Origin of the sequence: Nocardia sp. NPDC023852 (assembly GCF_040639505.1) — a bacterium.
Classification (GTDB): domain Bacteria; phylum Actinomycetota; class Actinomycetes; order Mycobacteriales; family Mycobacteriaceae; genus Nocardia.
This window is the reverse complement of sequence record NZ_JBFAAB010000001.1, coordinates 308,229-332,569: the sequence shown is the minus strand read 5'-3', so window position 1 is coordinate 332,569 and position 24,341 is coordinate 308,229. Positions and strand designations below refer to the sequence as shown.

General features: G+C 66.3%; 19 protein-coding genes. 8 read left to right on the top strand and 11 right to left on the bottom strand.

Going from position 1 to position 24,341, the window contains the following annotated elements; genetic code table 11:
- Window positions 1-634 precede the first annotated feature (634 nt).
- From AB0H00_RS01460 to AB0H00_RS01445, 4 genes are all read right to left on the bottom strand, one after another.
- Window positions 635-3,703 (bottom strand): hypothetical protein, encoded by a 3,069-nt coding sequence (locus AB0H00_RS01460; RefSeq protein ID WP_357259018.1) that lies wholly within the window; start codon window positions 3,701-3,703, stop codon window positions 635-637.
- 175 nt (window positions 3,704-3,878) lie between these two features.
- Window positions 3,879-5,945, bottom strand: coding sequence for a PhoX family phosphatase (locus tag AB0H00_RS01455; protein WP_357259015.1), 2,067 nt, complete (start codon window positions 5,943-5,945; stop codon window positions 3,879-3,881).
- A 255-nt stretch (window positions 5,946-6,200) separates the two neighbouring features.
- Window positions 6,201-7,001, bottom strand: a complete 801-nt coding sequence (locus AB0H00_RS01450; protein WP_357260363.1) for a hypothetical protein — start codon at window positions 6,999-7,001, stop codon at window positions 6,201-6,203.
- A 105-nt stretch (window positions 7,002-7,106) separates the two neighbouring features.
- Window positions 7,107-7,646: a lipoprotein LpqH gene (locus AB0H00_RS01445; RefSeq protein WP_357259012.1), complete on the bottom strand. Its 540-nt coding sequence runs from the start codon at window positions 7,644-7,646 to the stop codon at window positions 7,107-7,109.
- Window positions 7,647-7,946: 300 nt separating this feature from the next.
- On the opposite strand from AB0H00_RS01445, the gene AB0H00_RS01440 reads away from it, so the two are divergent.
- Genes AB0H00_RS01440 through AB0H00_RS01425 form a run of 4 tightly spaced genes read left to right on the top strand, consistent with a single transcriptional unit; the run spans window position 7,947 to window position 13,123 of the window.
- Window positions 7,947-9,320 (top strand): hypothetical protein, encoded by a 1,374-nt coding sequence (locus tag AB0H00_RS01440; protein WP_357260361.1) that lies wholly within the window; start codon window positions 7,947-7,949, stop codon window positions 9,318-9,320.
- On the top strand, window positions 9,320-10,342 hold the full coding sequence (locus AB0H00_RS01435) for a hypothetical protein (protein WP_357259010.1): 1,023 nt from the start codon (window positions 9,320-9,322) through the stop codon (window positions 10,340-10,342). The genes AB0H00_RS01440 and AB0H00_RS01435 overlap by 1 nt, the downstream gene beginning before the upstream one ends.
- A gap of 1 nt (window position 10,343) precedes the next feature.
- A complete protein-coding gene (locus tag AB0H00_RS01430) occupies window positions 10,344-11,870 on the top strand; it encodes a tetratricopeptide repeat protein (protein WP_357259008.1) in 1,527 nt (508 codons plus the stop codon).
- On the top strand, window positions 11,867-13,123 hold the full coding sequence (locus AB0H00_RS01425; protein ID WP_357259006.1) for a CHAT domain-containing protein: 1,257 nt from the start codon (window positions 11,867-11,869) through the stop codon (window positions 13,121-13,123). Before AB0H00_RS01430 ends, AB0H00_RS01425 begins: the two co-directional genes overlap by 4 nt.
- A gap of 30 nt (window positions 13,124-13,153) precedes the next feature.
- Here the strand turns inward: AB0H00_RS01425 and AB0H00_RS01420 are convergent, their stop codons facing one another.
- The 6 genes from AB0H00_RS01420 to AB0H00_RS01395 form a co-directional block, all read right to left on the bottom strand.
- Complete coding sequence (locus AB0H00_RS01420; protein WP_357259005.1) at window positions 13,154-13,558, bottom strand: nitroreductase/quinone reductase family protein; 405 nt, start codon at window positions 13,556-13,558, stop codon at window positions 13,154-13,156.
- A gap of 100 nt (window positions 13,559-13,658) precedes the next feature.
- Window positions 13,659-14,498, bottom strand: coding sequence for an alpha/beta hydrolase (locus AB0H00_RS01415; protein ID WP_357259003.1), 840 nt, complete (start codon window positions 14,496-14,498; stop codon window positions 13,659-13,661).
- Between the two features lie 30 nt (window positions 14,499-14,528).
- Window positions 14,529-14,825, bottom strand: coding sequence for a hypothetical protein (locus tag AB0H00_RS01410; RefSeq protein ID WP_357259001.1), 297 nt, complete (start codon window positions 14,823-14,825; stop codon window positions 14,529-14,531).
- Between the two features lie 114 nt (window positions 14,826-14,939).
- Window positions 14,940-15,665 carry an amino acid ABC transporter ATP-binding protein gene (locus tag AB0H00_RS01405; RefSeq protein ID WP_357259000.1) on the bottom strand — a complete coding sequence of 242 codons (726 nt, stop codon included), beginning with the start codon at window positions 15,663-15,665 and terminating at the stop codon, window positions 14,940-14,942.
- Window positions 15,666-17,462, bottom strand: a complete 1,797-nt coding sequence (locus AB0H00_RS01400) for an ABC transporter substrate-binding protein/permease (protein ID WP_357258997.1) — start codon at window positions 17,460-17,462, stop codon at window positions 15,666-15,668.
- 148 nt (window positions 17,463-17,610) lie between these two features.
- The gene (locus AB0H00_RS01395; protein ID WP_357258994.1) at window positions 17,611-18,405 is read right to left on the bottom strand and encodes an LLM class F420-dependent oxidoreductase; all 795 of its coding nucleotides are present in this window, start codon (window positions 18,403-18,405) and stop codon (window positions 17,611-17,613) included.
- 153 nt (window positions 18,406-18,558) lie between these two features.
- On the opposite strand from AB0H00_RS01395, the gene AB0H00_RS01390 reads away from it, so the two are divergent.
- The 3 genes from AB0H00_RS01390 (at window position 18,559) to ugpC (ending at window position 22,383) form a co-directional block, all read left to right on the top strand.
- On the top strand, window positions 18,559-19,812 hold the full coding sequence (locus AB0H00_RS01390; RefSeq protein WP_357258992.1) for a helix-turn-helix domain-containing protein: 1,254 nt from the start codon (window positions 18,559-18,561) through the stop codon (window positions 19,810-19,812).
- Window positions 19,813-20,163: 351 nt separating this feature from the next.
- Window positions 20,164-21,144, top strand: a complete 981-nt coding sequence (locus tag AB0H00_RS01385) for a phosphotriesterase-related protein (RefSeq protein ID WP_357258989.1) — start codon at window positions 20,164-20,166, stop codon at window positions 21,142-21,144.
- 162 nt (window positions 21,145-21,306) lie between these two features.
- Window positions 21,307-22,383: a sn-glycerol-3-phosphate ABC transporter ATP-binding protein UgpC gene (gene ugpC / locus AB0H00_RS01380; RefSeq protein ID WP_357258987.1), complete on the top strand. Its 1,077-nt coding sequence runs from the start codon at window positions 21,307-21,309 to the stop codon at window positions 22,381-22,383.
- Window positions 22,384-22,441: 58 nt separating this feature from the next.
- Here the strand turns inward: ugpC and AB0H00_RS01375 are convergent, their stop codons facing one another.
- Window positions 22,442-22,954 (bottom strand): helix-turn-helix domain-containing protein, encoded by a 513-nt coding sequence (locus tag AB0H00_RS01375; protein ID WP_357258984.1) that lies wholly within the window; start codon window positions 22,952-22,954, stop codon window positions 22,442-22,444.
- Window positions 22,955-23,065: 111 nt separating this feature from the next.
- Here AB0H00_RS01375 and AB0H00_RS01370 point away from each other — a divergent pair, with 111 nt between their 5' ends.
- Window positions 23,066-24,235 carry a thiolase family protein gene (locus AB0H00_RS01370; RefSeq protein WP_357258981.1) on the top strand — a complete coding sequence of 390 codons (1,170 nt, stop codon included), beginning with the start codon at window positions 23,066-23,068 and terminating at the stop codon, window positions 24,233-24,235.
- Window positions 24,236-24,341: the final 106 nt, after the last annotated feature.

The window sequence follows — 24,341 nt, the reverse complement described above, 5'->3', positions numbered from 1 at the left end:
ATGTGAACACGCAACTCAAATAGCTCCTCGTGAGGTACGTGCTGGTGTTGGGATTCAGGTAATCGGAGTCACCGCGGCCATCCGTCCCGGTATACAGACGTACGGTGGCGTTGGTTTTGTTTTCAATCGACCCGTTCCCGATGTAGATATTGTAGGTTCGATACTCGTCAGGATCGTTGATACGGTCGGAGTAGCCCGAGGAATTCTGGTATATGAATGCACCGACAGCCATGTCCTTGCCTCCATTCACGGCGCAAGCGAACCTGTTGCTGCATAATAGCTCACCATCGGAGTAGATCCTTGGATCTATAGAGACCACGGCATCGAGTCGCGCGCATCCGGATCGCAGCGATGCGAACAGCTATGCGTTGAAAAGCTGCCTGACGTGGCTGTAATTCTTTACACGCCGTGATTTTTGCCCGTGGTCGAGCCCTAGCCGCGATTGGCGCCGATAAGCTGTGGATGTTGGCCGAACCTTTCGGCGATTACTACCGCGACCACATGACGCCACTGTGGGTGGAATGGCTCGCCAGCCACCACCGAATCACGCCATTGTCTCTGCAGTGCGCCCCTCGGCAGGCAGGTTCCTCGCCGTGTGGTTCGAGCTGTGCAGGCGGGGTGGTGGTCGGCTCCGTTAGTGAGCGGCGTGGCCGCGAGCGAGGTTGTCGAAGTGATTTCGAAGGAGCGTGCGGGGTGTGGGCTGGTGTTCGAGCGAGACCTCGAGCAGAATGACTGGCGCGGCTTTCGTGCGTGTGGGGCCGAGATTCACCAGGTGTGGAATGTTGCGTTCGGTCCGCTGCAGGCTCCATCGACCACCCAGCCCACGGCGGAAGGTTTCGCCGATGTACCAGGTGGCGCCGTCGTGGAATCGGCTGTTGGCCGGTGCGTTCAGTTGCTGCACAGTGGGCGTGACCCGGTGCACCAGTTCTTCCACCATGATCAGCGAGTCCCGCGAGAAGTCCCATCGACCATCCGGCGCGTACTCGGCTGTCCAGCCCGCGAAGGCGGCGAGGCGTTCGGACAGCCACTGGCTCATGCGATCCGGCTGGACGATCGCCGCACCATCGGTGGGACTCGTCGCCTCACCGCCGAACACCAGTCGTCGGAGCACGCCTTGGCCGAAGTTCTCGAATACCCGGGCCAGTTCGATGGCAGGTGTGTGCCATATATTGGAATCCTCTTTTTTGACATAGCAATCCATCATCCAGCGACCGTTGTAGTGCCAGTGCATATCCTTGCCTCGGCACAGCACCTCACCGAGATACCAGGCGGCCCCGTTCAGGAACGCTGCGTTCTGCCCGTCTACCAGGAGATCCGCCGGCGTGCGGGTGGTCCGGCGGATCACCACGTCCAGCGAGTCGAGCGACTCCGGGGAGAAATCCCAGGTAAAACCACCCCCGTAGCGCTCGACCCAGGTCGGAAAACGTTGCTCGCAAGTGGCTGTCCACGATGCGAGATGCATGGCGTACGGCCGTTCCCGCCTACCCCGGCGGCTCTCACGCCACCTGGTGACCTCCTCCACCCGCGCACGCATCTGGTCCAACGCCCACCAATCGTGCTCGCGTCGCAAGATCGTGGGATCGCCGTGGTGCAGCATCTTGCGCAAATTCTGGGCCGGGCAGTACGGGCCGCCGTGCCGGAGCCGTTGGAGGTCGCTCAGCTGCAGGTTGTCGTCCCATATCGACGGTTTGACGCGACGCATGGTCTCGCCCAAATACCATGTCGCGCCATCCAACAGCATCGCGTACTCGATAGCGTCGAACGGGTCCTGGCGCCCCGACACCACGCGTAACACGACTTCCGCCAAGGCATCCAGCGAGTCCCGGGAGAAGCCCCAGCTGTAGCCCGAGCCGAAATGGGCAACCCAGTCCGGGAACTCCCGTTCTCGTTCGGCCAACCACCTGTCGCAGAGTCTCGGCGTTGTCGGACGCGGTCTGATGTCGGGTATCGAATGATTCGTCGGCCAGTCGGTGCTGATAGTCCGGTGCCGGGTCTCGTAGACCCGGGTCAGAATGTGCGCGTCTCGCATTTCCCGCGCGAATCGCACCAACTCCATCGGTGACACCGTGTCGATGGCCCCGAAGTCCAGCATCGGCTTGTCCGTCCAGGTCCAGCAACCGCGTCCGGCTCGTCGCAGCATCTCCCCCAGATATGCCGCTACTCCCTCGAGGAACTCCGGCTGTTCGCCTGGATGGTCCACCGCGACCTCCGCCACCCGTCGCAGCGATTCGGACGAGAAGTCCAACACGATGTCGCGAGGCAGGTAGGTTGTCCTGAGGTTTTCGAGCAACCCTGCAATCGAGTTCACCCAGGCATTTCTCTGCTGCACCCAGTCGCGACCGGTCCACGCCCAGCCATCGAAGCCCGCTACATCGAGGTCCGGCCGGTGATGATCTTTGTCTTGCACCTTCGCACCGGGCAGCACCCGTCGTAGTTCCAGGGGATTGCCACGTCTCAGCATGCCGTCCAGAAGGACATACGGGCTGAATTTTTCAGCCGTGTCATACGGCGACCACAGTTGGAAGCGGCGGATGGGGTGCTCGTTTTCGCGGTAGCACCACCTCCAGTGCGGCGGCTCGTAGCGTCGCACGGCCTCGCCCAGGTACCAGACCGCGCCTTCGCTGAATTCCCTGTGCTCCGGGGCTTCCAGGTCTCTCGCGGCGGCGAAGTTCCGAAACAGCACCAGTGCCAGCGAATCGAGTGACACGACCGAAAAATCCCAAGTTACACCGGTCCCATAGCGGGCAATCCAGGCCGGAAACTCCAATTCTTGCTTGGACACCCAGGCTCCGACATCGACGCAATTGGCGTAGTGCGCAGTCAGGTATCCCGGTTCCTGGAGTGCGACGGCCAGTGCGTCGCCGGGCGTGCAACTGGTATCTTGCCTCGACTCGGTCCGTTTCTGTTGCCCAAGAGGCTCGATGCAGGGTTTGCTGCGAATTCCGGTCCATCGTCCGTTGATTCCCCGACGGAAAATTTCACCGCAGTACCAGACCGCGCCCTCCCTGAAATCGTCGTAGGAATCATCCCGGTTCAGCACCGCCTCGGTCGGTGTGGTCTGGCGTACCAGCTGTTCCAATGCCGACAGCGAATCAGGCGAGAAGTCCCATTTTTGCTCCGGTGACCAGGATTCCACCCACCCCGGGAAAGCATCGACGCGCCCCTGCACCCAGGAGACCAGGCCGTCTGACATACTGCGATGCCACCACGGCGGCCGGTTGTTGATCGCTCGTTTCGTTGACGGCTTCCGCGGCCGATTCTTGCTCGCCTGTTTCGCTGCGCGCTCCCAGCGCCGATAGAGCCCGGCGAACTGGATACCGTCGTTGGCCCGGTACGCGTCGCTGATCGCCTGCGTCGGTGAAAACGGTGCCAAGTCGAGCGAGGGGTCCGGCAAAACGAACGGTAGTCCCTCGGGAAAGTAGACTGGATCGGCCTCCGGATCCCATTCCCACGACCCGCCTGCCACTCGGATCAGCGTGTCGCCGAGATGTCTGGCGATGATCTGGGCGGGGCTCCCGTCTTCTCCAGACCAGCTCGGATAGCCGCAGTCGACGATGTATTCATCCAGCTGGCGCAATGCGTCGATCGACATGTCGAAGGTGACATCGTCAAGTTCGGGCACCAGGTCGCCCGCCATAGACTCCAGGGCGCCACTCATGTGCAGCCAGTCCTCGAGTCGGTTGCCCGCGTCGTCTGTCGCCATAGACAAGTTTTCCCCGATCGCGCCTTCGAGTCGCAAGGCTGCGTTGAACTTCTGAGCCTCCCTTAAGGAATGCCATGTGGTGCGACGAGATCTCTGACCACACCGGTGAAGAGGCCCAAAGCTTTTCGGCGACTACTACCGGGACCCCGGTACAGCACAGGACGCCCCTTCGGTCTCAGGCGCCCACTCGACCGCCGTTCTTCTTCCACACCACCGCGACCGACGGGCGCGGCTGAGCGGCTCCGCCGTCCGGCCAGTGCGAGAGCGGGTTTTCCGGGCTCGCGTCGTCGGCCTCGCCTGGGTGCTGCACGCACACGATGACCCGCGACTCGGTGACCACCGGGCCGCAGGTCTCCGCGCCGCGGGGGACGGTAAGGAATTGTTTGGTCTCGCCGCGGTTCGGGCCGTCGAGGACGACCGAGAACAACCCGTCATTCGACTTCAGCGCGTTGCCGTCGGTGGAGATCCACAGGTTGCCGTATGGGTCGAAGGCCAGGTTGTCGGGGCAGGAGATCGGGCTGACCTCGGCCTTGTCGTATCCGGCGAAATAGGTGTCCGCGGCCACGGGATCGCCGCAGACCAGTAGGAGCGACCAGGTGAACGTGGTGCCGGTGTGGTTGTCCTCGATCTCCAGGACCTGGCCGTTCTTGTTCAGATTGCGCGGGTTCGCCTCATCCGGGCCCGGCTTGCCCGCCGCGCCCCGGTTGTCATTGTTGGTCAGCGCGACGTACACCTTGCCGGTGTAGGGGTTGGCCTCGAAGTCCTCCGGGCGGTCCATCTTGGTCGCACCGACCTTGTCCGCGGCCAGCCGGGTGAACACCGCGACCTCTTCGGCACTCATGCCCTCGACCAGCGACGTGCCTTTGCCATCCGCGCCCGTCTCGAGCAGCGGAATCCACTGGCCGGTCCCGGTGAAACCCTTGTCCGACGGCTTGCTTCCGGTGCCGTCGATCTTGTCCGCGTGATCGCCGTCGAGCTTCGCGGCATACAGTGTGCCCGCGTCCAGGATGGTCAGGTTGTGCCGCATGCTCGCGGCACCGGTGCCCGGCTGGATCTTGCGCGATGACACGAATTTGTACATGTAGTCGAACTTTTCGTCATCGCCGGTGTAGGAGACGACATCGCCGTTCTTCGTAACGTAGATGGTGGCGCCCTCGTGCTTGAGCCGTCCCATCGCCGTGTGCTTGATCGGCGTCGAAGTCGGATCCCACGGATCGACCTCGATGACATAGCCGAATCGGTTGGCCTCATTGGGTTCCTGTGCCAGATCGAAACGCTTGTCCGCCCGCTCCCACTGGTTGACGGTCTTGCCCGCGGCGACGCCGTACCGTTTCAGTCGCGCCGTAGCGGCGGATTCGGTCACCTTGTCGCCGTTGGCGAAGTATGCGTTGAAGTTTTCCTCGCCGGAAAGCACTGTGCCCCAAGGGGTAAGACCGCCGGAACAATTGGCGAAGGTGCCGAGCACCTTGGTACCCGTCGGGTCGGCCGAGGTCTTGACCAAGTCGCTGCCCGCGGCCGGACCCGTCAGCTCGAACTCGGTTGTCGCGGTGATCCTGCGGTTGTACTTGCCGAAAGCTGGAACCAGCTTGCCCGACTCCGATTCGCCCTTCACCTCGACCACGGTCAGGCCGTGCGCGGCCATGGTGATCGCGATCTGCTCGTCGGTCGGTGCGTCCCTGTTGTAGCCGCGGAACATGTGCGGGGAGGTGGTGTACTCATGGTTGACCACCAGCAAATAGCTGTTCGCTACACCCTCGATCGGCAGCAGGGCGGCGAAGTCGTTGTTGTAGCCGAACTGCTTGGCCTGCGCAGCGGCGGTCTGCTTGTCGAAGTCGAACGCAGGCGCGTCGGCGAATAACGGATCGCCCCAGCGGATTACGACGGACTGCTCGTAGCCGTCCGGAATCACCACGGCGTCTTCCTTGTTCGGTGCGACGGCCGTGAAGTCGGTCCCGGTTCCCGGCGGACCTGCAGGCGAGGTGGACACCGCCGCGGCGGGCTCGCTGTCGTCGCCGCAGGCCGCGAGGGCGCTGCCCGCGCCGACCGCGAGCACGGCGGCCGCGCCGCCCTTGATCAACCCGCGCCGGTTCAGCGAGCCGACGATGTCACCGAAGTACGCACCGGCGGACGTGTTCGGCACCTCGTGGAAGCACGCGTTCGCGCACTTGTATGCACACGTCACGGCGGCGCGCGACGACTTGCCGTCGTGCTGCACGAAGAGGGCGAGTGGCTGAAGACTCACGGCGACTCCTGGGTTGGACCGACGACCCGCACGGTAGACCATCCGGACAATCCGGAAAAGACGACAAGGTGAACAGCCGCCCAACTCGGCAACCCTTGAATTGCCTGGCCACCGAAAAGCAAAAAACGAATGCCGCGTCGTTCGACAATCTCGAACCGACGCGACATTCGCTGTGGCGGCTGGCGGCGGCCAGCATGCTCACGACCTGCATGGCCCGGCGTGGGGCCGCGGACGAATTTCGTCCGGCTGTGCCCATCAGGCATTGACCGGGAGGGCGATGACGACCTCGCTCTCGTTCTCGGGCAGGTAGTGCACCCGCAGGACGCGCCCGACCTGCACTTGTCCGACACTGCCCGGCGCGAGGAATTTCGTCACCCGGGTAGCGAAGGCCGACCCGTCCGGCCGGGTGACCACCAAACCGAGCGCGACTTCGGAGTGGCCGTCGCGAATCGTGCCAGTGACCGACAGCGACCGCACCACCGCCTGGGTGGCGATTCCACGCTCGGCGATGTCGAGCTTGTGCGGGGTGGTGATGCCCTTGCGGATCAGCGACTCGTTCATCGCCCGCTGCGCCGCGGACGCGTCGCCGGACAGATCGACCTCGACCTTGTCGGTCCGCTCCGGCAGGTAGCGCACCGGAAGCACTACACCGGGCCGCAGCAGCGCGAGCTGGGTGATCGGCACGATGATCTTCGCGCTGGAGTGGAAGAGTTTGCCGTCCGCGCCCTCGACGCGGAATTCGATGCGGATCTGCGGCTGATCGTTGAGCGTCAGCCCGGTCTGTGCGAACGATTCGATGGTGCCCAGGCCGGTCAGGCCGTCGCGGAATCCCGCGCTGTTGTGGCCGGTGAAGGCGGCGACGATGCCTTCACCGGTGAACACGAAGACCAGCACGATCAGGGTCGACGCGAGGATCGGCAACGCCATCTCGAAGCCGAGCCAGCCCATTCCGGCGGGTTCGTATTCGCTCGTCGGGACGTAGGTCACGGCGTGGTAGACGTAATAGCCGACCATCAGGGCCGCGAGAGCCGAGGCGAGTAACCGGATCTTTTTCATCATGTTCGTTCCTCGGTAGTTCGATGTGTTCGGGTCGATCGCGCCCCGTCATCCCGGCGAAGCGACCGGGATGACGGCGCGGAGTGAGAGGGGACATGGAAGAGATCAGGCGCCGACGATGGTCGCGCAGGCGAAGGTGATGTCGAACTTCGACGACTTCGGACCGGCCAGCGGGTTGGCCAGATCGGGGCCACCGATGCCCTCGCCCGTGACCTTGTAGGTGTTGCCGTCCTTGACGACCTTCGCCGAGCCGCCCGGCATGCCATTACCGAAGCCGACCGCGTAGGGCAGCCCGTTGTCACCGCCCTTGCTGCCCGCGATCGCGACCGCCTGCACGGTGTCGGCGTCGGTGATGGTCGCGCTCACCGAAAGGTTGCCGTAGGAGCCGTTTTCGGTATCGGTCAGCGCGAGCGCCAGTGTCCCGCCCTGCTTGGCGCAGGTGGTAGTGAACTTCGCATCGAAGGCCTTGCCGTCCACCGACGCGATCGACTTGGCTGCCGGGGCGGCCGGACCCGCCTTGGCCGAAGAGGGCACGGGCGCGGCGGGGGAGCTACCGGAGTCGTCGCTGCACCCGGTGACGAACAGTGCGACGGCGGCGGACGCGACGAGAGCGAGGGAGGAGATGCGGACCGAAGTGGCGTTCATGATGTGTCCTCGTGGTTCGGGGGGCGACGCCCCGGCCTTTGTGTTTCGTTCGGCCCCGTGTGGAGCCGATGCAAGAAACCTAAGAAGGGTTCGCTCCCTACCGATCCCAGGTTTCGCACGGCCTATTGGCAGCGAACATCCAGATGCCGCAGGTACCTCCCCCGCGACACATCAGCCCAACCCCTGCTTCCGAACGAAGCGAGACCGAGCACTGCCCGTTCGCGGCCCGGCTCGAGAGGGGGCCGCGAACACACAGTGCCGCAGGCGCTGCAAAATAATCGAATGCGACGACCGCGCGCCATGGTGCTCGACGAGGTGTGGCGCAGGATCGAGGGCGTAGAACCGCTCAGTGGCCCGCACGGCGGTCCGTTGCGTCGCACCGTGAAGCTCGTGCTCGACCCGCTGGTGATCCGCCCCGTGCAGCATCCGCTGTGCGCGGGCGCCATCCTTACGGCCGACGGTGCTGTACTGCTGGAGGCGCGTGTTCAGGCGGCGGCCGATGTGCTGCGCGCCACGGCGGCCTGGTTCACGGTGCTCAAGCAGGTCCGGCGGGCGTTGCGGATCACCGAGGGGCATCCGCAGGATCTGTACTTCCAGCGCTGCTTCGAGCTGGCGACCACCTCCGGCATGCCGGAGGTGGCGCGGGCGCGTGCCGTCGCGGAGGCCACGCTGCGCGATATCCACGAGTATGCCGCGGGCCGCACGACGCAGGCGCTGAAGACATACCTGGCCGACCGCACGCGGGAGCGGGAGTTGACCGAGCTGCTCGACATCGCGTGGCGGCGGCGGCCGTTGCACGGCCCGGCGAACGGCAATCATGCGGCGCTGCTGCGTGACCTGCTGAATGCCTGCGCCGCCGCGCGGCTCGGCCGAGACGCGGGCGACGGGCAGCCCGTGCTGGATGGTCTCGTCGCCAGACATGCCGGAACGCACACTGGAATTCGGTTGTGGCAGATCGAATCGGGGTACTCGGCAGGGAAACTCGGCCTCACCACGCATCCGGTGCCGCGACAGCCCGCGATCGGAACCTCCGCCTCGAAATCCACGTTGGGACTGCCGTTCGACCGCACCGTCTACGAGCGCGTGTTCACCGTCCTGCAAGCATCCAGCGACCGCGCCGAGCTGCCGCCGATCCCGGAGCTGGTCGCCGCCGAGATCGCCAGGAGTTGTGCGCCGTGGGCGCTGCTCGACGAGTCGCTGCGCGTCGCGGCGACGGTGGGGACGGAGCTGGCGGTCGGCCTGGTGCCGATCGATCACCGGAAGCAGCGACCGTCGAGCGACCGGCATCTGCGCCTGGCCGAATCCGATTCCGGCATAGTACGGACCGCGGCGCATCAGGTGGTCAACAGTCGCTGGCAGCGGGAGGCATACGTGCTGCGGGCGCGGCGGCTGGTGGTGTGCGCGGACGACGACGCCCGAGCGCCCACCGGACCGCTCGCGGCCGTCGCCGCCGAGCTGACCACGCCATGGCGGCCATACCTGCGGCGGCTGTGGGTTCGTCTGCACGGCAGGGATGTCCGGGAGTTCGCGATCTACGATCCGGACGAACTGTGGGATCTGCTCGACGGCGTGGCGCGCTCGGTCATTCTGGACCATCGAACGCGGGTCAAACAGGCCCTCAGTGTGCGGGCGGGCGCTGGTGAACCGGACGCGGCGGAATCGAGGGCGAGCTGATGAGCGCGACCGTACGCATCCGGCATCGAGACGGCCTGTGGATCATCGCGCCGGACGGTGCGCCGACGGTGCTGGACAGCGCGGCCGGGATCGATGTGCTGGTGCTCGAGGTGGCGGGCGGACATCTGACCTGGAGCCTGCTCGGCGGACAGATCACGCCGGCGGCGGTGATCGACGACCGCGCGCTCGCCCAGGACTGGATCTGGGCCGTGTTCGGTGCGGAGGTGGCCATCGCACTGGACGAATTCGGCGGAGGCGAACCGGAATTAACCGCTGCGCCCGCACTGCCGGAACTCGCGGCACGCGCATGGCGGCTCGGCTACGCCCACTGGGCGGCGCGCTGGTGGCCCGCGTCGACCCTGGACGGCATCGCGCCGCTCGACGCCCAGCTGCTCGCGGACGAGATCGCCGCGTTGAGCGAGGAATGCGAGCTGATCGTCGACGGAGCGGACGCGCAACTGGTCGAGGAGCGCGAGATCGCCGATGTCGCGACGCGTGCCGAAGACTACGCGTTGGCTGCCGGACGCGCGACCGCCGCGCATGGCGAACTGGTCCTGGCCAGAGGGACCGGGGGGTGGAACTGGCGCCGATGCCCGCCCGGCCTGCTCGATGCCTCCGAGCGCGCGGTGTCCTGGGCGGTAGTGCGCGAGGCGGGCAGCACGATCGTGCGAGTGCACGCGGTCGCCGCGCCGCTCTCGCCCACGGATATGCCGCCGCACCTGCATCCGCACGCTGCGATCCGCACCGCCACCGACGCCGCCGAGGTACCCCTGACTCGCGACGGCGAAGTCTGGAACGCCTCGACAACGGCCCTGGCAGGCGCGGAATCCGGTGTGACCGTGGACATCTACGTGCCCGGTGTCGGCGTGGACGAGCCGGAGCCGGACGCAGCCACGCGTCGTGAGCAGGTGCGCGAGCTGGTCACGGCGCGGCTGCGCCGCACGGCCGACGCGTCCGACAACCCCGTCGAAGCTCCCTTGCTCGCCGAAATCGCCGCCGCCGCCTCGGATTCGGATTTCTGACGTGGCCGACGAGACTCCAGACGATGGTCGCGAACTGCTGGCCGCGGGCGCGGAAGCTTACACCCGCGGAGATGCGGCGGCCGCCAAACGCCTCTTCGAGGACGCCGCAGGTAAGACCACGGGCGACATCCGGCTCGGCGCTATCATCAACGCGGCAAGCATGGCCGACGAACTCGGCGACCACACCGCCTCCCTCGCCCTGTACCGCTCGGCTCTGGCCGAAATGCCACAGAATGCACCGCGATTGCGGCCGAACGCACTGGTCAATATGTCGCAAGCGTTGCAGCACCTCGGCGAACTCGACGAGGCGCGGGCGGCGCTGGAGCAGGCGCGGGCACTGCTCGCGGACAATACCGACACCGATCTCGGTGTGCTACGCGTGGCCTGTCTGCTTTCCCTGACCGCGGTCGCACTGCATGGTCAGAACTGGGCCTACGCCGCCGAGCTTGCCACCGAATCACTCGACGCTGCACTGCGTTTCGCGCCGCGTCTGGCCGGGCATCCGCTGATGAACCTCGCAGCGACCTACTTCGAGACCGGGCGCCGCGACCTGGCCGTCGACTTCGCACGGCAGGCACTGGCCGCGTTCGAAGAAGCAGGCGACCGCAACGCCGTCGCCGAGACCGAGCAGAACCTCGCCACCATGCTGGTCCGCGACGAGCGGTACGACGAAGCGGAACAGCCACTGCGGTCCAGTCAGGAGTATTTCGAGCGGGCCGGGCTCGGCTATCGGGCCGGAGTCGGGCTCAAGGCCATGGGATTCCTCGCGGAGGGCCGAGGCGAGCTCGAGGTGGCGCAGGACTTCTATCGTCGAAGCCTGGCGTATTTCGTCGAGTCCGGCGCCGTGCTCGACGCCGCCGACCTCCACATGCGCCTGTCCACGGTCGCCTTCAAGACCGGCCGTCTTGCCGAGTGCGAAGAACTGCTGGCCGCGGCGTTCGTGACCTACGCCGAGCGCGGTCTCGGCCTGCACTGCGCCCAGCTCGATTTCTGGCACGCGACCCTGGTGGAGGATGCCATCGCCGCGACCGAGTCGCCGACCGCCGAACTGCTCACGCAGGGAGTGCATCTCGCCGTTCCCGCCGCGCTGGCCATCGACGCCGTGCGCTATACCCTGCCGAACGGCAGCCAGCGCGAGCAGTGGAACCGCCGGATCGCCGATCCCGCCATGCGGTTGGCGTTCCGCTTCGCCCACCTGTCGGGCAACGGCCTACTCCTTGCCGATCTGATCGAAACGCAGTGCGCGGGAACCACGTTGAACATCGATCGCTCTCAACACGACCACCCGGTCCGGCTTCCCTATGAATTGCTCGATCCGCCGGAGGATGTCGGCGATCATCCGGGCAGCGCCGCACTCCAGCTAGGCGCCGCCCTCGCCGGTGTCGCGGCGAGCGCGGGCCTGCCGGTTGCGCCGCCGCCGCGCCTGGCGCTGGCCGCGGAGGGCCGGATCGCGCTGGCGCCGTTCATCGCCGCCGCCGAACAACGCTACGGCCGGGTAATCCGGGACGATCGGGTGCTGACGGTATGACACGGCCGACGGTGCTCGTCCGCATGGCGGACGCAGGGGACGTGTACGTGTCGTGGCGGTGGGTAGCCGACAGCGCCCCTCGGGGCGTGAGCGTGCTGCCCGAAGAAGCGGCCATGCAGGCCGTGAGCATGCTGGCTGCCGCGCTTCCGCGGCCCGCCGAGTCCGGCGGCCTGGAACGTGCGCTGACCACGGGTGCTTTCGCCAGTTACGAGAACGAGTACCTTGTCGCACAGGCGCTTTCCCGAGCTCTCCTGCCCTACGGCCTCGCCGCTCAGCTCTACGAGCTGTCTCAACGCGGTGTACGGCCGCACATCCGGCTACAACCGTCGCCCCGGGTCGCCCAGGTGCCGTGGGAGCTGATCGCGCCGGACCGCGATATCCGGCTGATCGATATCGCGGACGTCAGTCTCCTCGCTCCCGCGGGCATCGTGCAGGCACCTGCCAGGGTCGCGCGCAGTTGGGCGCGAACGCGCGCCGGCCCGGTCGTCGCGGTCCTCGATCCGCGAATCCCCGGGTTCCGCGCCGACTCGACGCTCGGCTCGGTGCTGGGCAGGATGACCGCGGACACCCCCCTCGCGCAACGCATGGCCGGCTATGCCGCGGCCGGTCGGCTGCGGCCCGCGGCGCACGACCCGGTCCAGGTCTTCCGGCGCACCGAGCTCGACCGCACCTGGCTCGGCGCCGCCTTGAGCGACGGCGCCAGCCGCCTGATCTACGTCGGTCATGTCACCGCGGCGGTCCCGGAATCCGGCCAGAGCGAGGAGGCCGAACTTCACCTGGCCTGCACGGCCGATGCCGTCGGCTTCGCCGCACCTACCCGCACACACCGGCCGCTGTCGGCCAAGGACCTACTCCTCGGCACGCACACGCTCGATACGGAACCCGTTGCGGGGCCGGCACTGTGGCCGATACCGAGCCGGGTAGCGCTGATCGCGTGCGAGAGTGGCGGCGACCTGCGTTTCAGCGAAGCGCTCGGCCTGACCGCCGCCATGATCAACGGCGGCGCCGAGTTGGTTACCGCGAGCAGGTGGGCGCTGCCGACCGATCTGGCCTTTCAGCGCATCGCGGGCGCACCACCTGAGGCCCACCCGCTCCAACAGGCCATCTGCGCCATCGACGCCGCGCACGAACAGCCCGACCCGGTGACCGCCCTCGCCGAATGGCAGCGCGCGCGGCTGGCCGCGTGGCGCGACGAAGGCAGGATCGAGCACTCACCGGTGCTCTGGTCGGCGTTCGCGACCGTGTGCGCATAGCGTTGCGGCGATACACGATGCGGTGCCGAGTCATACCTTGGTCAGGGCTACCACCGGGATGATGCGGGCGGTGCGCATCTCGTGCTCGGCGAAGAACGGGTAGGTCTGCTTGAGCATGGCCCAGGTGCGCGCGCGGTCTTCACCGATGAGCGGGGTGGCCAGCGCGTCGCGAGCCTCCTCGCCCACCTCGACGAAGACGTGGTGGTTTTGCTCCAGATTCAGGTACCAGTCGGGGTGAGTGGAGGCGCCGACGTTGGACGCGACGATCAACAGGCGGTCGCCGTCGTGATGGAACATCATCGGGGTGGTGTGCGCAGCGCCGGATCGACGGCCCGTCGTGGTCAGCAGGATCAAGCGGTCGCGGCGCATGCCATCGATGTCGCCGCCCGCCCGGAACTGAGCGATGGTTCTTCGGTTGATTTCCTGGACGTCCATATTCTTCACCTCGCTCGGGTCCGTCGGGCCGGTTCCAGCTTTCCCCCTGGTCGAGCGTCATGTCAGGGAAACGCCCGGATTAGCACCGCGACCTGCACATCTATGCACGATGGGCGAGCAGGTGTCGCATGAGCAGTCGGGTCAGGGCCTCGGGCGCCTCTTCGGGTACCCAGTGCGAGACATCTTCGAGCATCTCGAAACGGTACGGGCCCGACACGTATTTCTGCGTGGCCAGCGCCGCGGTGGAGCCAATGGTCACGTCCTCGGTGCCCCACACATACAGGGTGGGAACGCTCACCGGTCCGATCGGGCCCGCGAGATGCATCGCGCGGTACCAGTTGAGCGCCGCGGTGAGCGCCCCAGGCTGCTCGAGCCGGCGCACATAGTCCTCGACGTGCTCCTCGGACACCTTCCATTCGAAGATCCTGCGCAGGCCGGCGCCGTCGTCCGCGAGGAGGATCCGCTCGGTCGTGCGAGGCTGGCGCAGCGTCGTCAGATGGTGTGCCCGCTGTGCCTGGTCCTCGTCCTCGGCCATGGCGTGCTCGAGTGCGGTGGGATGCGGATACGACACCGCGCTGAACGTGCGGACCCGCCCCGGCATCCGGTTCGCCACGGCCCACCCCACCAGGGCTCCGCAGTCGTGGCCGATCAGATCGAAGCGCTCCCACCCGAGCTGGTCGGCGATCGCCACGACATCGCCGACCAGTTCCTCGAGTCGATACTCGGCGGCCCGCTCCGGCCGCACCCCTGGCGAATACCCGCGCTGATCCGGCGCCACGGCGTGGCATCCTCCTCCGCCGAGCGCTTCGAGCTGGAACTCCCACTCGACCGCGGCCTCAGGGAACCCATGCAGCAGGAGCACTTCCCGACCGCCCGGCGATCCGGCTGCCAATGCGTCGAACGTCCCCGCCGCGGTGTGAATCTCGACTTGTTCGATCACCCGCCCGACTCTAGAGCCGAATACCGACAGTCAGTGCTCGTCGTAGTGCCCGTCGTGGGCGGCGTGGCGGTGCCCGTCGTGCAGGTAGTCGACATGGTCCCCGTGCTGGACCGCGTCGTGGCCGCAGTTCGGCCCGTGCTGGTGCTGGTGTTCGGGGTGTTCGGCATGCCCGGACGGCTCGCACTCGTCATAGTGGCCCTCGTGTTCACGATGCAGATGGCCTTCGTGGGCATAGTCGACATGGTCTCCGTGCTGGACCGCCGTGTGGCCGCAGTCGGGGCCGTGCTTGTGGTCGTGGCCGGTGTGCTCTACGTGTGTTGTGGCCATCAGACTTCCCCTCTTTCCTTGCTCGGACAGCTGGGTATATGTCTCATGACACATTACCAGATGCGCATCTGTGCAGATAGCCAGCGGTGTGCTGCCGAGCGGCAGGAACGCGGTTCAGAGCACCTGGGAGAGGAACCGCTGTAAGCGCGGCGTCCGTGCGGCGTCGAACAATGCGTCGGGCGAACCGGTCTCGACGACCTGTCCCTCGTCCATGAACACCACGCTGTCGGAGACCGTGCGGGCGAAGCCCATCTCGTGCGTCACCACGATCATCGACATACCGCCGGAGGCGAGGTCGGCCATCAGGGCGAGCACGCCCTTGACCAGCTCGGGGTCCAGCGCCGAGGTGGCCTCGTCGAAGAACATGATCTCCGGCTTCATGGCCAGTGCTCGCGCGATCGCGACGCGCTGCTGCTGGCCACCGGAGAGGTTGGCCGGTCTGGTGTCGGCCTTCTCGGCCAACCCGACGATCTCCAACTGCTCGACCGCGAGTGCCCGCGCCGCGTCTTTGGACAGCCCGCGCAACTTTCGGGGCCCGAGCGCGACGTTCTCCACAACGGTCTTGTGCGGAAACAGGTTGAAGTGCTGGAACACCATGCCGATGCGCTGACGCAGCTTGTCCGGGTCTTCGGTGAGCACGGACTCGCCGTCCAGCAGCACGTCGCCCTGGTCCGGCTCGTGCAGCCGGTTCAGCACGCGCAGCAGGGTCGACTTGCCGGAGCCGGACGGTCCGATGACGGTGACGGTTTTGCCCGCGTCGACATGGATGTCGATGCCGCGCAGCACATGGTTGTGCCCGAGCGTCAGGTGCAATCCGGTACCGGTGAGGGAGGCACTCATCTATCCGCGCCCTTCCGTGATCGTGGCCGCCTCGACCGGGTCGATGGGCCGGTCGGGGCGTCCGGTGCGCATACGGCGGTCGATGTAGTTCACCAGATGGGTGAGCGGGACGGTCAGCAGCAGGTAGACCAGGCCCGCGGCTACCAGCGGTGAGAGATTCCCGGTCTGCGCGTTGAGATCTCGGCCGACCGCGAACAGCTCGCGCTGGGTGGCGAGCAGACCGAGGAAGTAGATCAGCGACGAATCCTTGATCAGCGCGATGAACTGGTTCATCAGCGCGGGCAGCACCCGGCGCACGCCCTGCGGGATCACCACCAGCGTCATCGACTGCCGATAGCCCAACCCGATGGCGCGCGCCGCCTCCAGCTGACCGGCCTCGACCGATTGGATGCCGGAGCGGAAGATCTCGCCGATGTAGGCCGAGGCGAGCAGCGCGAGGGCGACGGCGCCGAGCCAGTACGGGTTGTTCCCGGTGACATTGCGCGCCACCGGACCGATGCCGAGGCCGATCAGCAGGATGATCACCACGGCGGGCAGGCCACGGAAGACGTCGGTGTACATCCGCGCGGGCCAGCGCAACCAGCGAGTCCGGGAAATACCCGCGACCGCGAGCAGCATGCCGAGGACGGTACCGAGCCCGCCCGAAACCACCGCGAGGATGAGAGTATTCGGCAGCCCGGTCCGGAGCAGATCGGGAAAAGCTTTGCGGTACAAAGACCAGTCGAAGAACGTGTCTTTCAACTGACGCATCGTGGATTTCGGTGCGTTCTGCGCCGGGTCACCCTGCTGTTTTCCGGCGGCGAGCGCGGCGAAGTCCGGCAGCTGCGGCGGCGGCGCTGCCTTGGATCCCGGCTTCCAGCCCGGCGGCAGCTGGCGCGGCACCCAGTCGCTGTAGAGCCTGGCATAGGTGCCGTCGGCGATCACCGCGTCCAGGCCGCTGTTGAGCGCGTCGATCAGCGGCTGGTTGTTCTTGGCGACCGCCCAGCCGACGAAGTTGTCCAGGCTGAAGGTGTTCTGCGATACCGAGGTTCCGTCACCCGGCGCGATCGCGCCCTCCGCCTGCGCGGATGGCGCGACCCAGGCGTCCACCTGGCCGGACTTCAGGTTGGCGTAGGCGGTGTTGTAGTCCGGGAACTTCACCGGGTCCAGGTGCAGCTGGTTCACTACGAACTCGTCCTGCACGGTGCCCTGGACGACGGCGATCCTGGTGCCGCGGTTGAGGTCCGAAAAACCTTTGACGGCACCGCCATTCGGCACAACGAGGGAGAAGTAGCCGAAGTCGTAGCCGTTGGTGAAGCCGACCAACCTGCGCCGCGCGTCGGTAGTGGTGATGTTCGACGAGCCGACGTCGAAGCGGCCGCCGGACACCTGGGCGAGCAGCCCGGCGAACTCGGTACCCGAGAATTCCACCTGCAGGCCGAGCTTGGCGGCGATCGCCTTCAACAGCTCGTTGTCGAAGCCGGTGAACGTTCCCTGCCTGTCGACGCAGATGCTCGGCGGTGCGTCCGAGAGGGTCCCGACGCTCAGCTTGCCCGGGGTGATCAACCCGAGCTTGGATACGTCGATCGATGCCGGCGACGCGGTCGTCGCGGTGGTGTAGCGGTCGGTGCCCGCGGCGTCCGACGAGGCCAGGTTGGTCGGGGCGGCCGATGCGGCCGCCAGGCCGGGCGGGGCGCACAGGTTGCGCTCCGTCGACGCATCCTCGGAGCCGGACCCGCAGGCCGTGACGCTGAGACCGACAGCAAGCAATATCAGGGCGATCAACGAACGAGACCGCACAGCGGGCAGACGAGCCATGCTGGAACCCTAGCCGGATGAAGCAGTTGATCCTCGGCTACCCGAAGGCCGACGGCGTGAGAACCCTCGGCGCGCACGGCGGTCGATAGTTCGAATCACCCTGATGCGAAATCCGCGCCGACGTGCGTCGGCCGACCGGCAATCCGGCTCAGGCCAGCCCCCGGACCGGCTCCGGGTTCACCTCGTCGCGCCAGCGGACAGCGCGCTCGACCTCGCTCAGGTCGTAGTCCGGTCCGCTCACTCCGATGGTGAACGTCGTCACCCCCGCCGCCACGAACTCCGGCGCCTTCGCCGCGCCCGGCCACTGCACGGACCGCTCGATACGACCCTGGTCGGTGCCGACGGTGGCGCAGTGCTCGGCGAGCACCTTGTTCTTGTGCGCGAGCACGTCCAGGTCGGCGAAGGTGTGCCAGACGTCGGCGTACTCGGCGACCAGCCGAAGCGTCTTCTTCTCGCCACCGCCGCCGATCAGAATCGGAATCTCACGGGTCGGCGGGGGGTTCAGCTTCCGCAGGCGGGCGGTAAGCCGGACCAGATTGTCCTTCAGCAGGGCGAGCCTGCTGCCCGGCGTGCCGAACTCGTAGCCGTACTCGTCATAGTCCTTCTGGAACCAACCCGCCCCGATACCCAGAATGAGCCGGCCGTCACTGATGTGGTCGACAGTGCGCGCCATATCGGCGAGCAGGTCCGGATTGCGGTAGCCGCCGCCGGTGACCAGCGCGCCGAGCTCCACGCGCTCGGTCTGCTCAGCCCAGGCGCCCAGCATCGTCCAGCACTCGAAGTGCGCCCCGTCGGGGTCGCCGGTGAGCGGGTAGAAGTGATCCCAGTTGAACACGATGTCGACACCCACGTCTTCGGCCCGCAGAACCGCGTCGCGGATGCGCCCGTACTCGGGCGCGTGTTGCGGCTGCAGCTGAACTCCGATACGAACTGGACGACTCATGACGTGCTCCTCATCGCTCGGTGACTACCCCGATCGAGGCTACCGGCGCGGTGATATCCACGCAGAAGCCCGGGCGAACACCGCACACCGGTTGGATCGCCGCGTCTAGGTTGAGATCTCGATGCGCCAAGATGGCGGACGGAGGTGTCGGGTGTGGCCGAGAGTGGCGACGATGTGGTGCGCGGAGTCGTGAAGGAGATGCTGCGGAATCGCGACCAGTTGATCAGCGATCTGTCGTCGCAGATTCGCGCACAGGTGGCGGCGCTGGATCTGGACACGCGTATGCGGGAGCTGTTCGAGGCAGGCACCACCGACAATCTGATGGCGGTCCTCGACTTCGTACAGAACGACGCTGATGAGAAAGACGTGCAGGCTCCGACCAGGGCGCTGGTCTACGCGCGAACCCTCGCACAACGTGATGTCCCGGTGTCAGCGCTTATTCGGGGCTACCGCATCGGGCACGCCGGGTTTCTCGATGTCGCGATGCGGTCCGCCGTGGAGTTGGGTGGCGCCGACGGCGCAGCGGCCATTGTCCGCCTCGTCAATCGCACCGCTGTCTACATCGACCGGGTCTGTGAGCAGGTCGGGATCGCCTACGAGCAGGAACGCGACCGGTGGGTGAGCAGCCGCGGCGGGCTGCGTCAAGAGTGGGTGGCGCGCGTGCTCGACGGCTCGGTCGCCGACATCGGCCGGGCCGAGCAGGTACTGCAGTATTCGCTGAGCGGCAACCACGTCGCGCTGAATGTGTGGACGGGTCCCGAGATCTCACCGCAGGCAGCGGTCGGCGTCCTGGATGCCTTTCGCGGTGCGCTGATTCCGCTGTTCGACGATTCTCGGCGGCCGTTGCTGGTGCCGACCGACGAACACGAAGTTCGGCTGTGGTTCTCGGTTCCCCGCGAGTTCGCGATCGACGTGACCGCCATCGAGCGCGCGATATCGGCGCTGCCCGGCCGCGTGGCGATCGGCGAGTGCGGAGTTGGTGTAGCCGGTTTCTGCCGTAGCCTGCGCCAAGCGGATCGGGTCCGAGAGATCGTGCTTTTGGCCGGCGAGCACGCACCCCGGGTCGTCTCGCACGCCCAGGTAGCGGCCGTCGCACTGATGGTCGGAGATGTCGAGGCGCTGCGCGAGTTCGTCGCCGATTGCCTGGGTGAACTGGCCGTCGACAACCATCGCAACGTGTGGTTACGGGAAACGCTGTGCGTCTTTCTGACCAACAACCGCAGTTTCGCCGCCACCGCGCAGGAATTGGCCGTACACCGCAACACCATCCAGTACCGCGTGCGGCAGGCGCTGGACGCGATCGGGGACGTCTTCGACGATCATGACCGCGCACTGCACCTGCATCTGGCGCTCCAGGCCGCACGCTGGCTCGGGCCCGCGGTCCTGAGACCGACCGCATCTCGCTGACCCGACGCCCCTCGGTGCGGCATCCGAAAGAGTTTCCTTAGCTATGTGCGCTCCGCACAAAAGATGTACAAACTTTCATTCGCACAGGATATAGTCTGACTCCCAGTACAGCCCTAGCATGTGTAATACACGCAGCTCAACGCGGGTGCGCAAAGGAGAATTCAGGAAACACTCGATACCGTGAGTTATGCGTTAGACCCAATTACCGGCTAGGCGATTCGCCGAACTGAATCACCTTTCATTCCTCGAACCATCCGATTGCGGAGGGGCAAGCGCTCATGGAGTTGGGCTTTGCCCTGCCGCACGGCCGGCGGCTGGTAGAAACCCCTTTCCCGTAAGGAGACAACCGCTGTGACACGGATCGAAACCGTTCGCGGAGCTATCGACACCGCCGGTCTCGGCGTGACATTGATGCACGAGCACATCTTCGTGCTCACGGGGGATATCCAGCAGAACTACCCGGCCGAATGGGGTTCCGAAGACGAACGGATCGCCGACGCCGTCCGGCGACTGCGCGGCGCCTACGACGCGGGCGTACACACGATCGTCGACCTGACGGTGGTCGGCCTCGGGCGCTACATCCCGCGGATTCAGCGGATCGCCGAACAGATTTCGGTCAACCTGGTGGTCGCGACCGGCGTCTACACCTATGACGACGTCCCGTTCTACTTCCACTACCGGGGGCCGGCGCTGAACGCGATGATGGGCGCGCAGGTCCCCGACCCCATGGTCGACATGTTCATCGGCGACATCCGTCACGGTATCGCAGGCACCGGGGTCAAGGCAGGCATGCTGAAGTGCGCCATCGACCAGCAGGGACTCACCTCGGGAGTCGAACGTGTCATGCGTGCGATCGCCAAAGCCCACCTCGAAACCGGCGTGCCGATCACCGTGCACACCCACCCGGATTCCCGCACCGGCCTCGACGTGAAGCGCGTCCTGTGCGACGAAGAAGGCGTCGACCCCGGCCGAATCGTACTCGGCCACAGCGGCGACAGCACCGACTGTGATCACCTCTCCGAACTGGCCGACGCGGGCTTCATCCTCGGCATGGACCGCTTCGGTATCCACCTCGAAACCACCTTCGAGGCCCGCGCGGACACCCTGATCGAAATGGTGCGCCGCGGTTACACCGACCGGATGGTGCTTTCGCAGGACGCGAACTGCTACATCGACTGGGTCGAACCAGCCGCGATGGCCGCTCTGCCACAGTGGCACTACACCCACATATTCGACGACGTGTTCCCCTACGTGCTCGAACGCGGCGTCAGCAAGGAACAGATCGGCACCATGCTGATCGACGTTCCACGCGCGTTCTTCGAAGGCCGCTGAAGGCGCCGGCCCACGGCGCGCCGGAGTGGCATTCCCGTGGCGTGCTGAACGCCGAGCAGCCGGACAAGCGCTCGCCGAAACACCGGCCGCCCAGTAATATCACTCCCCGCCCTTACTCGGATCGTCCGGCACGTTCCTGCCGGGATGGGATGTGCAGTCACCATGGCCACTGTGACCTTCGACCGTGCGACACGGCTCTACCCCGGCGCGACCAAACCCTCCGTCGATCAATTGGATTTGGAGATCGAGGATGGTGAGTTCCTTGTTCTGGTCGGTCCGTCCGGCTGCGGCAAATCGACCTCACTGCGAATGCTCGCCGGGCTGGAGGAGGTCGACGACGGGCGCATTCTGATCGGCGCAAAAGACGTGACGCATGCCGAACCCAAGGAACGCGACATCGCGATGGTGTTCCAGAACTACGCGCTCTACCCGCACATGACCGTCGCGGAGAACATGGGTTTCGCGCTCAAGCTGGCCAAGGTAGCCAAGGCGGAGAAGGAGAAGCGGGTCCTGGAAGCGGCCAAGCTGCTCGATCTGGAGCCCTATCTGGACCGCAAGCCGAAGGCGCTGTCCGGCGGTCAGCGGCAGCGCGTCGCGATGGGCCGGGCGATCGTGCGTCAGCCGCAGGTGTTCCTGATGGACGAGCCGCTGTCCAATCTCGACGCGAAACTACGTGTGCAGACCCGCACCCAGATCGCGCAGCTGCAACGGAGGCTGGGCACCACCACCGTGTACGTCACGCACGACCAGGTCGAGGCGATGACGATGGGCGACCGGGTCGCCGTGCTGAAGGACGGCGTGCTGCAGCAGTGCGCGACGCCGCGTGATCTGTACCGTGATCCGGCCAACGTGTTCGTCGCGGGTTTCATGGGCTCGCCCGCCATGAACCTGTTCACGCTTCCGATCACCGACGGTGGCGTCGAGCTGGGCGGACATGTGCTCCAGGTGCCGCGTTCGGTCGCGGACGCGGCCGGGAACACCGTGACGGTCGGCATCCGGCCCGAGCATTTCGAGCTCGACGAGGGCTCCGGCATCGAGATGGAGGTCGACGTGGTGGAGGAGCTGGGCTCCGACGCCTACATCTACGGCCGCACCGTCACCGAGGCCAGCAGCGCGGGGGAAACCATTGTGGCGCGGGCGGATTGGCGCAACCCGCCGGCCAAGGGCACCAAGCTGCGGCTGTCCGCCGACGCCGAGCACACCTACTTCTTCGACACAGCCGGCCGCCGCCTCGACTGAGTTCGTCGCCGAAAGGGCCCGTTCGCCCCAGTCCTATGGGCGGTCGGGCTCGATCGGATCAGTTTTTCGTGCCGGAGCGCCGGCGCACCTCCTCGGCGTACTCCTCGTTGAGCCGCACGCCCAGCTCCTCCAGCTCGACCTCACGCCCGGTCTCGCTGCGTACCTGCACCCGCACTGGAGCGCCGGTGGCCTCCTCGACCAGCAGTAACGGCGCGGGACCCGATTGCAGATAAGCGTCGCCCCACTGCATGAGCGCGAGCACGGCCGGAAGCAGATCTCGCCCCATTCCGGTGAGCACGTACTCGTGCCGCGTGCGCTTGCCTTCCTCCTGGTACGGCCGCTTCGTCAGCAACCCGGCCTCGGTGAGTTTGCGTAGCTGGCCCGCTGCGGCCGCGTCGGTGATTCCTACCCGGCTTGCGAACCCGTCGAACCGCCGGGTCCCGTAATAGGCCTCGCGCAGGATGAGGACCGCCGAGCGGGTGCCGACGATGTCGAGTGCCTTCGCGATCGAGCACTCCTGGGCTTTCCACGAGCTGAGATCGGCCAACGGTCCTTCCATCACTGCTGCCATGACCAACATCATACCGATGCTGACTTTTCTTAACTATTGCCAGAGGTAATCTGACTATGTGTTGATAGAGCCAGGCATGGCCGCCCGGCTCTCGGTCCGAGAGGAAGCCCCATGAGAGACGCGGTGATTGTCGAAGCGGTACGCACCCCGATCGGCAAGGGCAAGCCGAACGGCGCACTGCATAACGTCAATGCGGTGGACCTCCTGGCCCACAGCCTGCGCGAGATAGTGGATCGCAGCGGCATCGATCCCGCGCTCATCGACGACGTGATCGGTGGCATCGTCACCCAGGTCGGCGAGCAGGGCGCCAACATGACCCGGAGGGCCGCATTGGCCGCCGGGTATCCCGAATCCGTTCCCGCGACCACCGTGGACCGGCAATGTGGCAGCAGCCAGCAGGCAATCCACTTCGCCGCGCAGGGCGTGATCGCGGGCGCCTACGATGTCGTCGTCGCGGCGGGCGTGGAGTCGATGGGACGAATTCCCATGGGCGCCAACCTGATCGGCTCCGATGACATCGCCGGCGCCGGTTTCACCGAGCGCTACCCGGAAGGTCTGGTGCCGCAGGGCATCAGCGCCGAGCTGATCGCGGCCAAGTGGGGCCTGACCCGCACCCAGCTGGACGAGTTCGCGCTCGGCAGCCACGAGAAGGCCGCGCTCGCCACCAAGAACGGGCTGTTCGCCAGGGAGCTGGCACCGATCAATGGGCTCAGCACCGATGAGGGCATCCGGGTCGGCAGCACGCCAGAAACCCTGGCCCAGCTACGCCCCGCCTACTACGACCCGGCCATGGCCGCCCGCTTTCCGCAGATCGACTGGGAAATCACCGCGGCGACCGCGAGCCAGGTCAGCGACGGCAGCGCGGCTGTGCTGATCATGACCAGCGAGCGCGCCGAGGAGTTGGGCCTGAAGCCGCTGGCCCGGCTGCACAGCTTCGCCGTGGCCGGTGACGACCCGCTGCTGATGCTCACCGCGGTGATCCCGGCGACCGAGAAGGTGCTGCGGCGCGCCGGACTTCAGCTCTCCGACATCGACCTGATCGAGATCAACGAGGCCTTCTCGCCGGTGGTGCTCGCCTGGGCGCACGACACCGGGGCCGACCTCGGCAAGGTCAACGTCAACGGCGGTGCTATCGCCATCGGGCACCCCCTCGGCGCGTCCGGCGCACGCCTGATGACCACGCTGGTCCACGCCATGCGGGATCGTGGTGCCCGGTATGGCCTGCAAACCATGTGCGAGGCAGGCGGACTGGCGAACGCCACGATCCTCGAGCGGCTTTGAGTTCTCGCGTGGTACCCGTCGCGGATCGGGTACCACGCTCAGATCGAGACGAGCATGATCGCGATCACGAATCCGACCAACTACTCGAGGCCGCCTGCGCAATCCT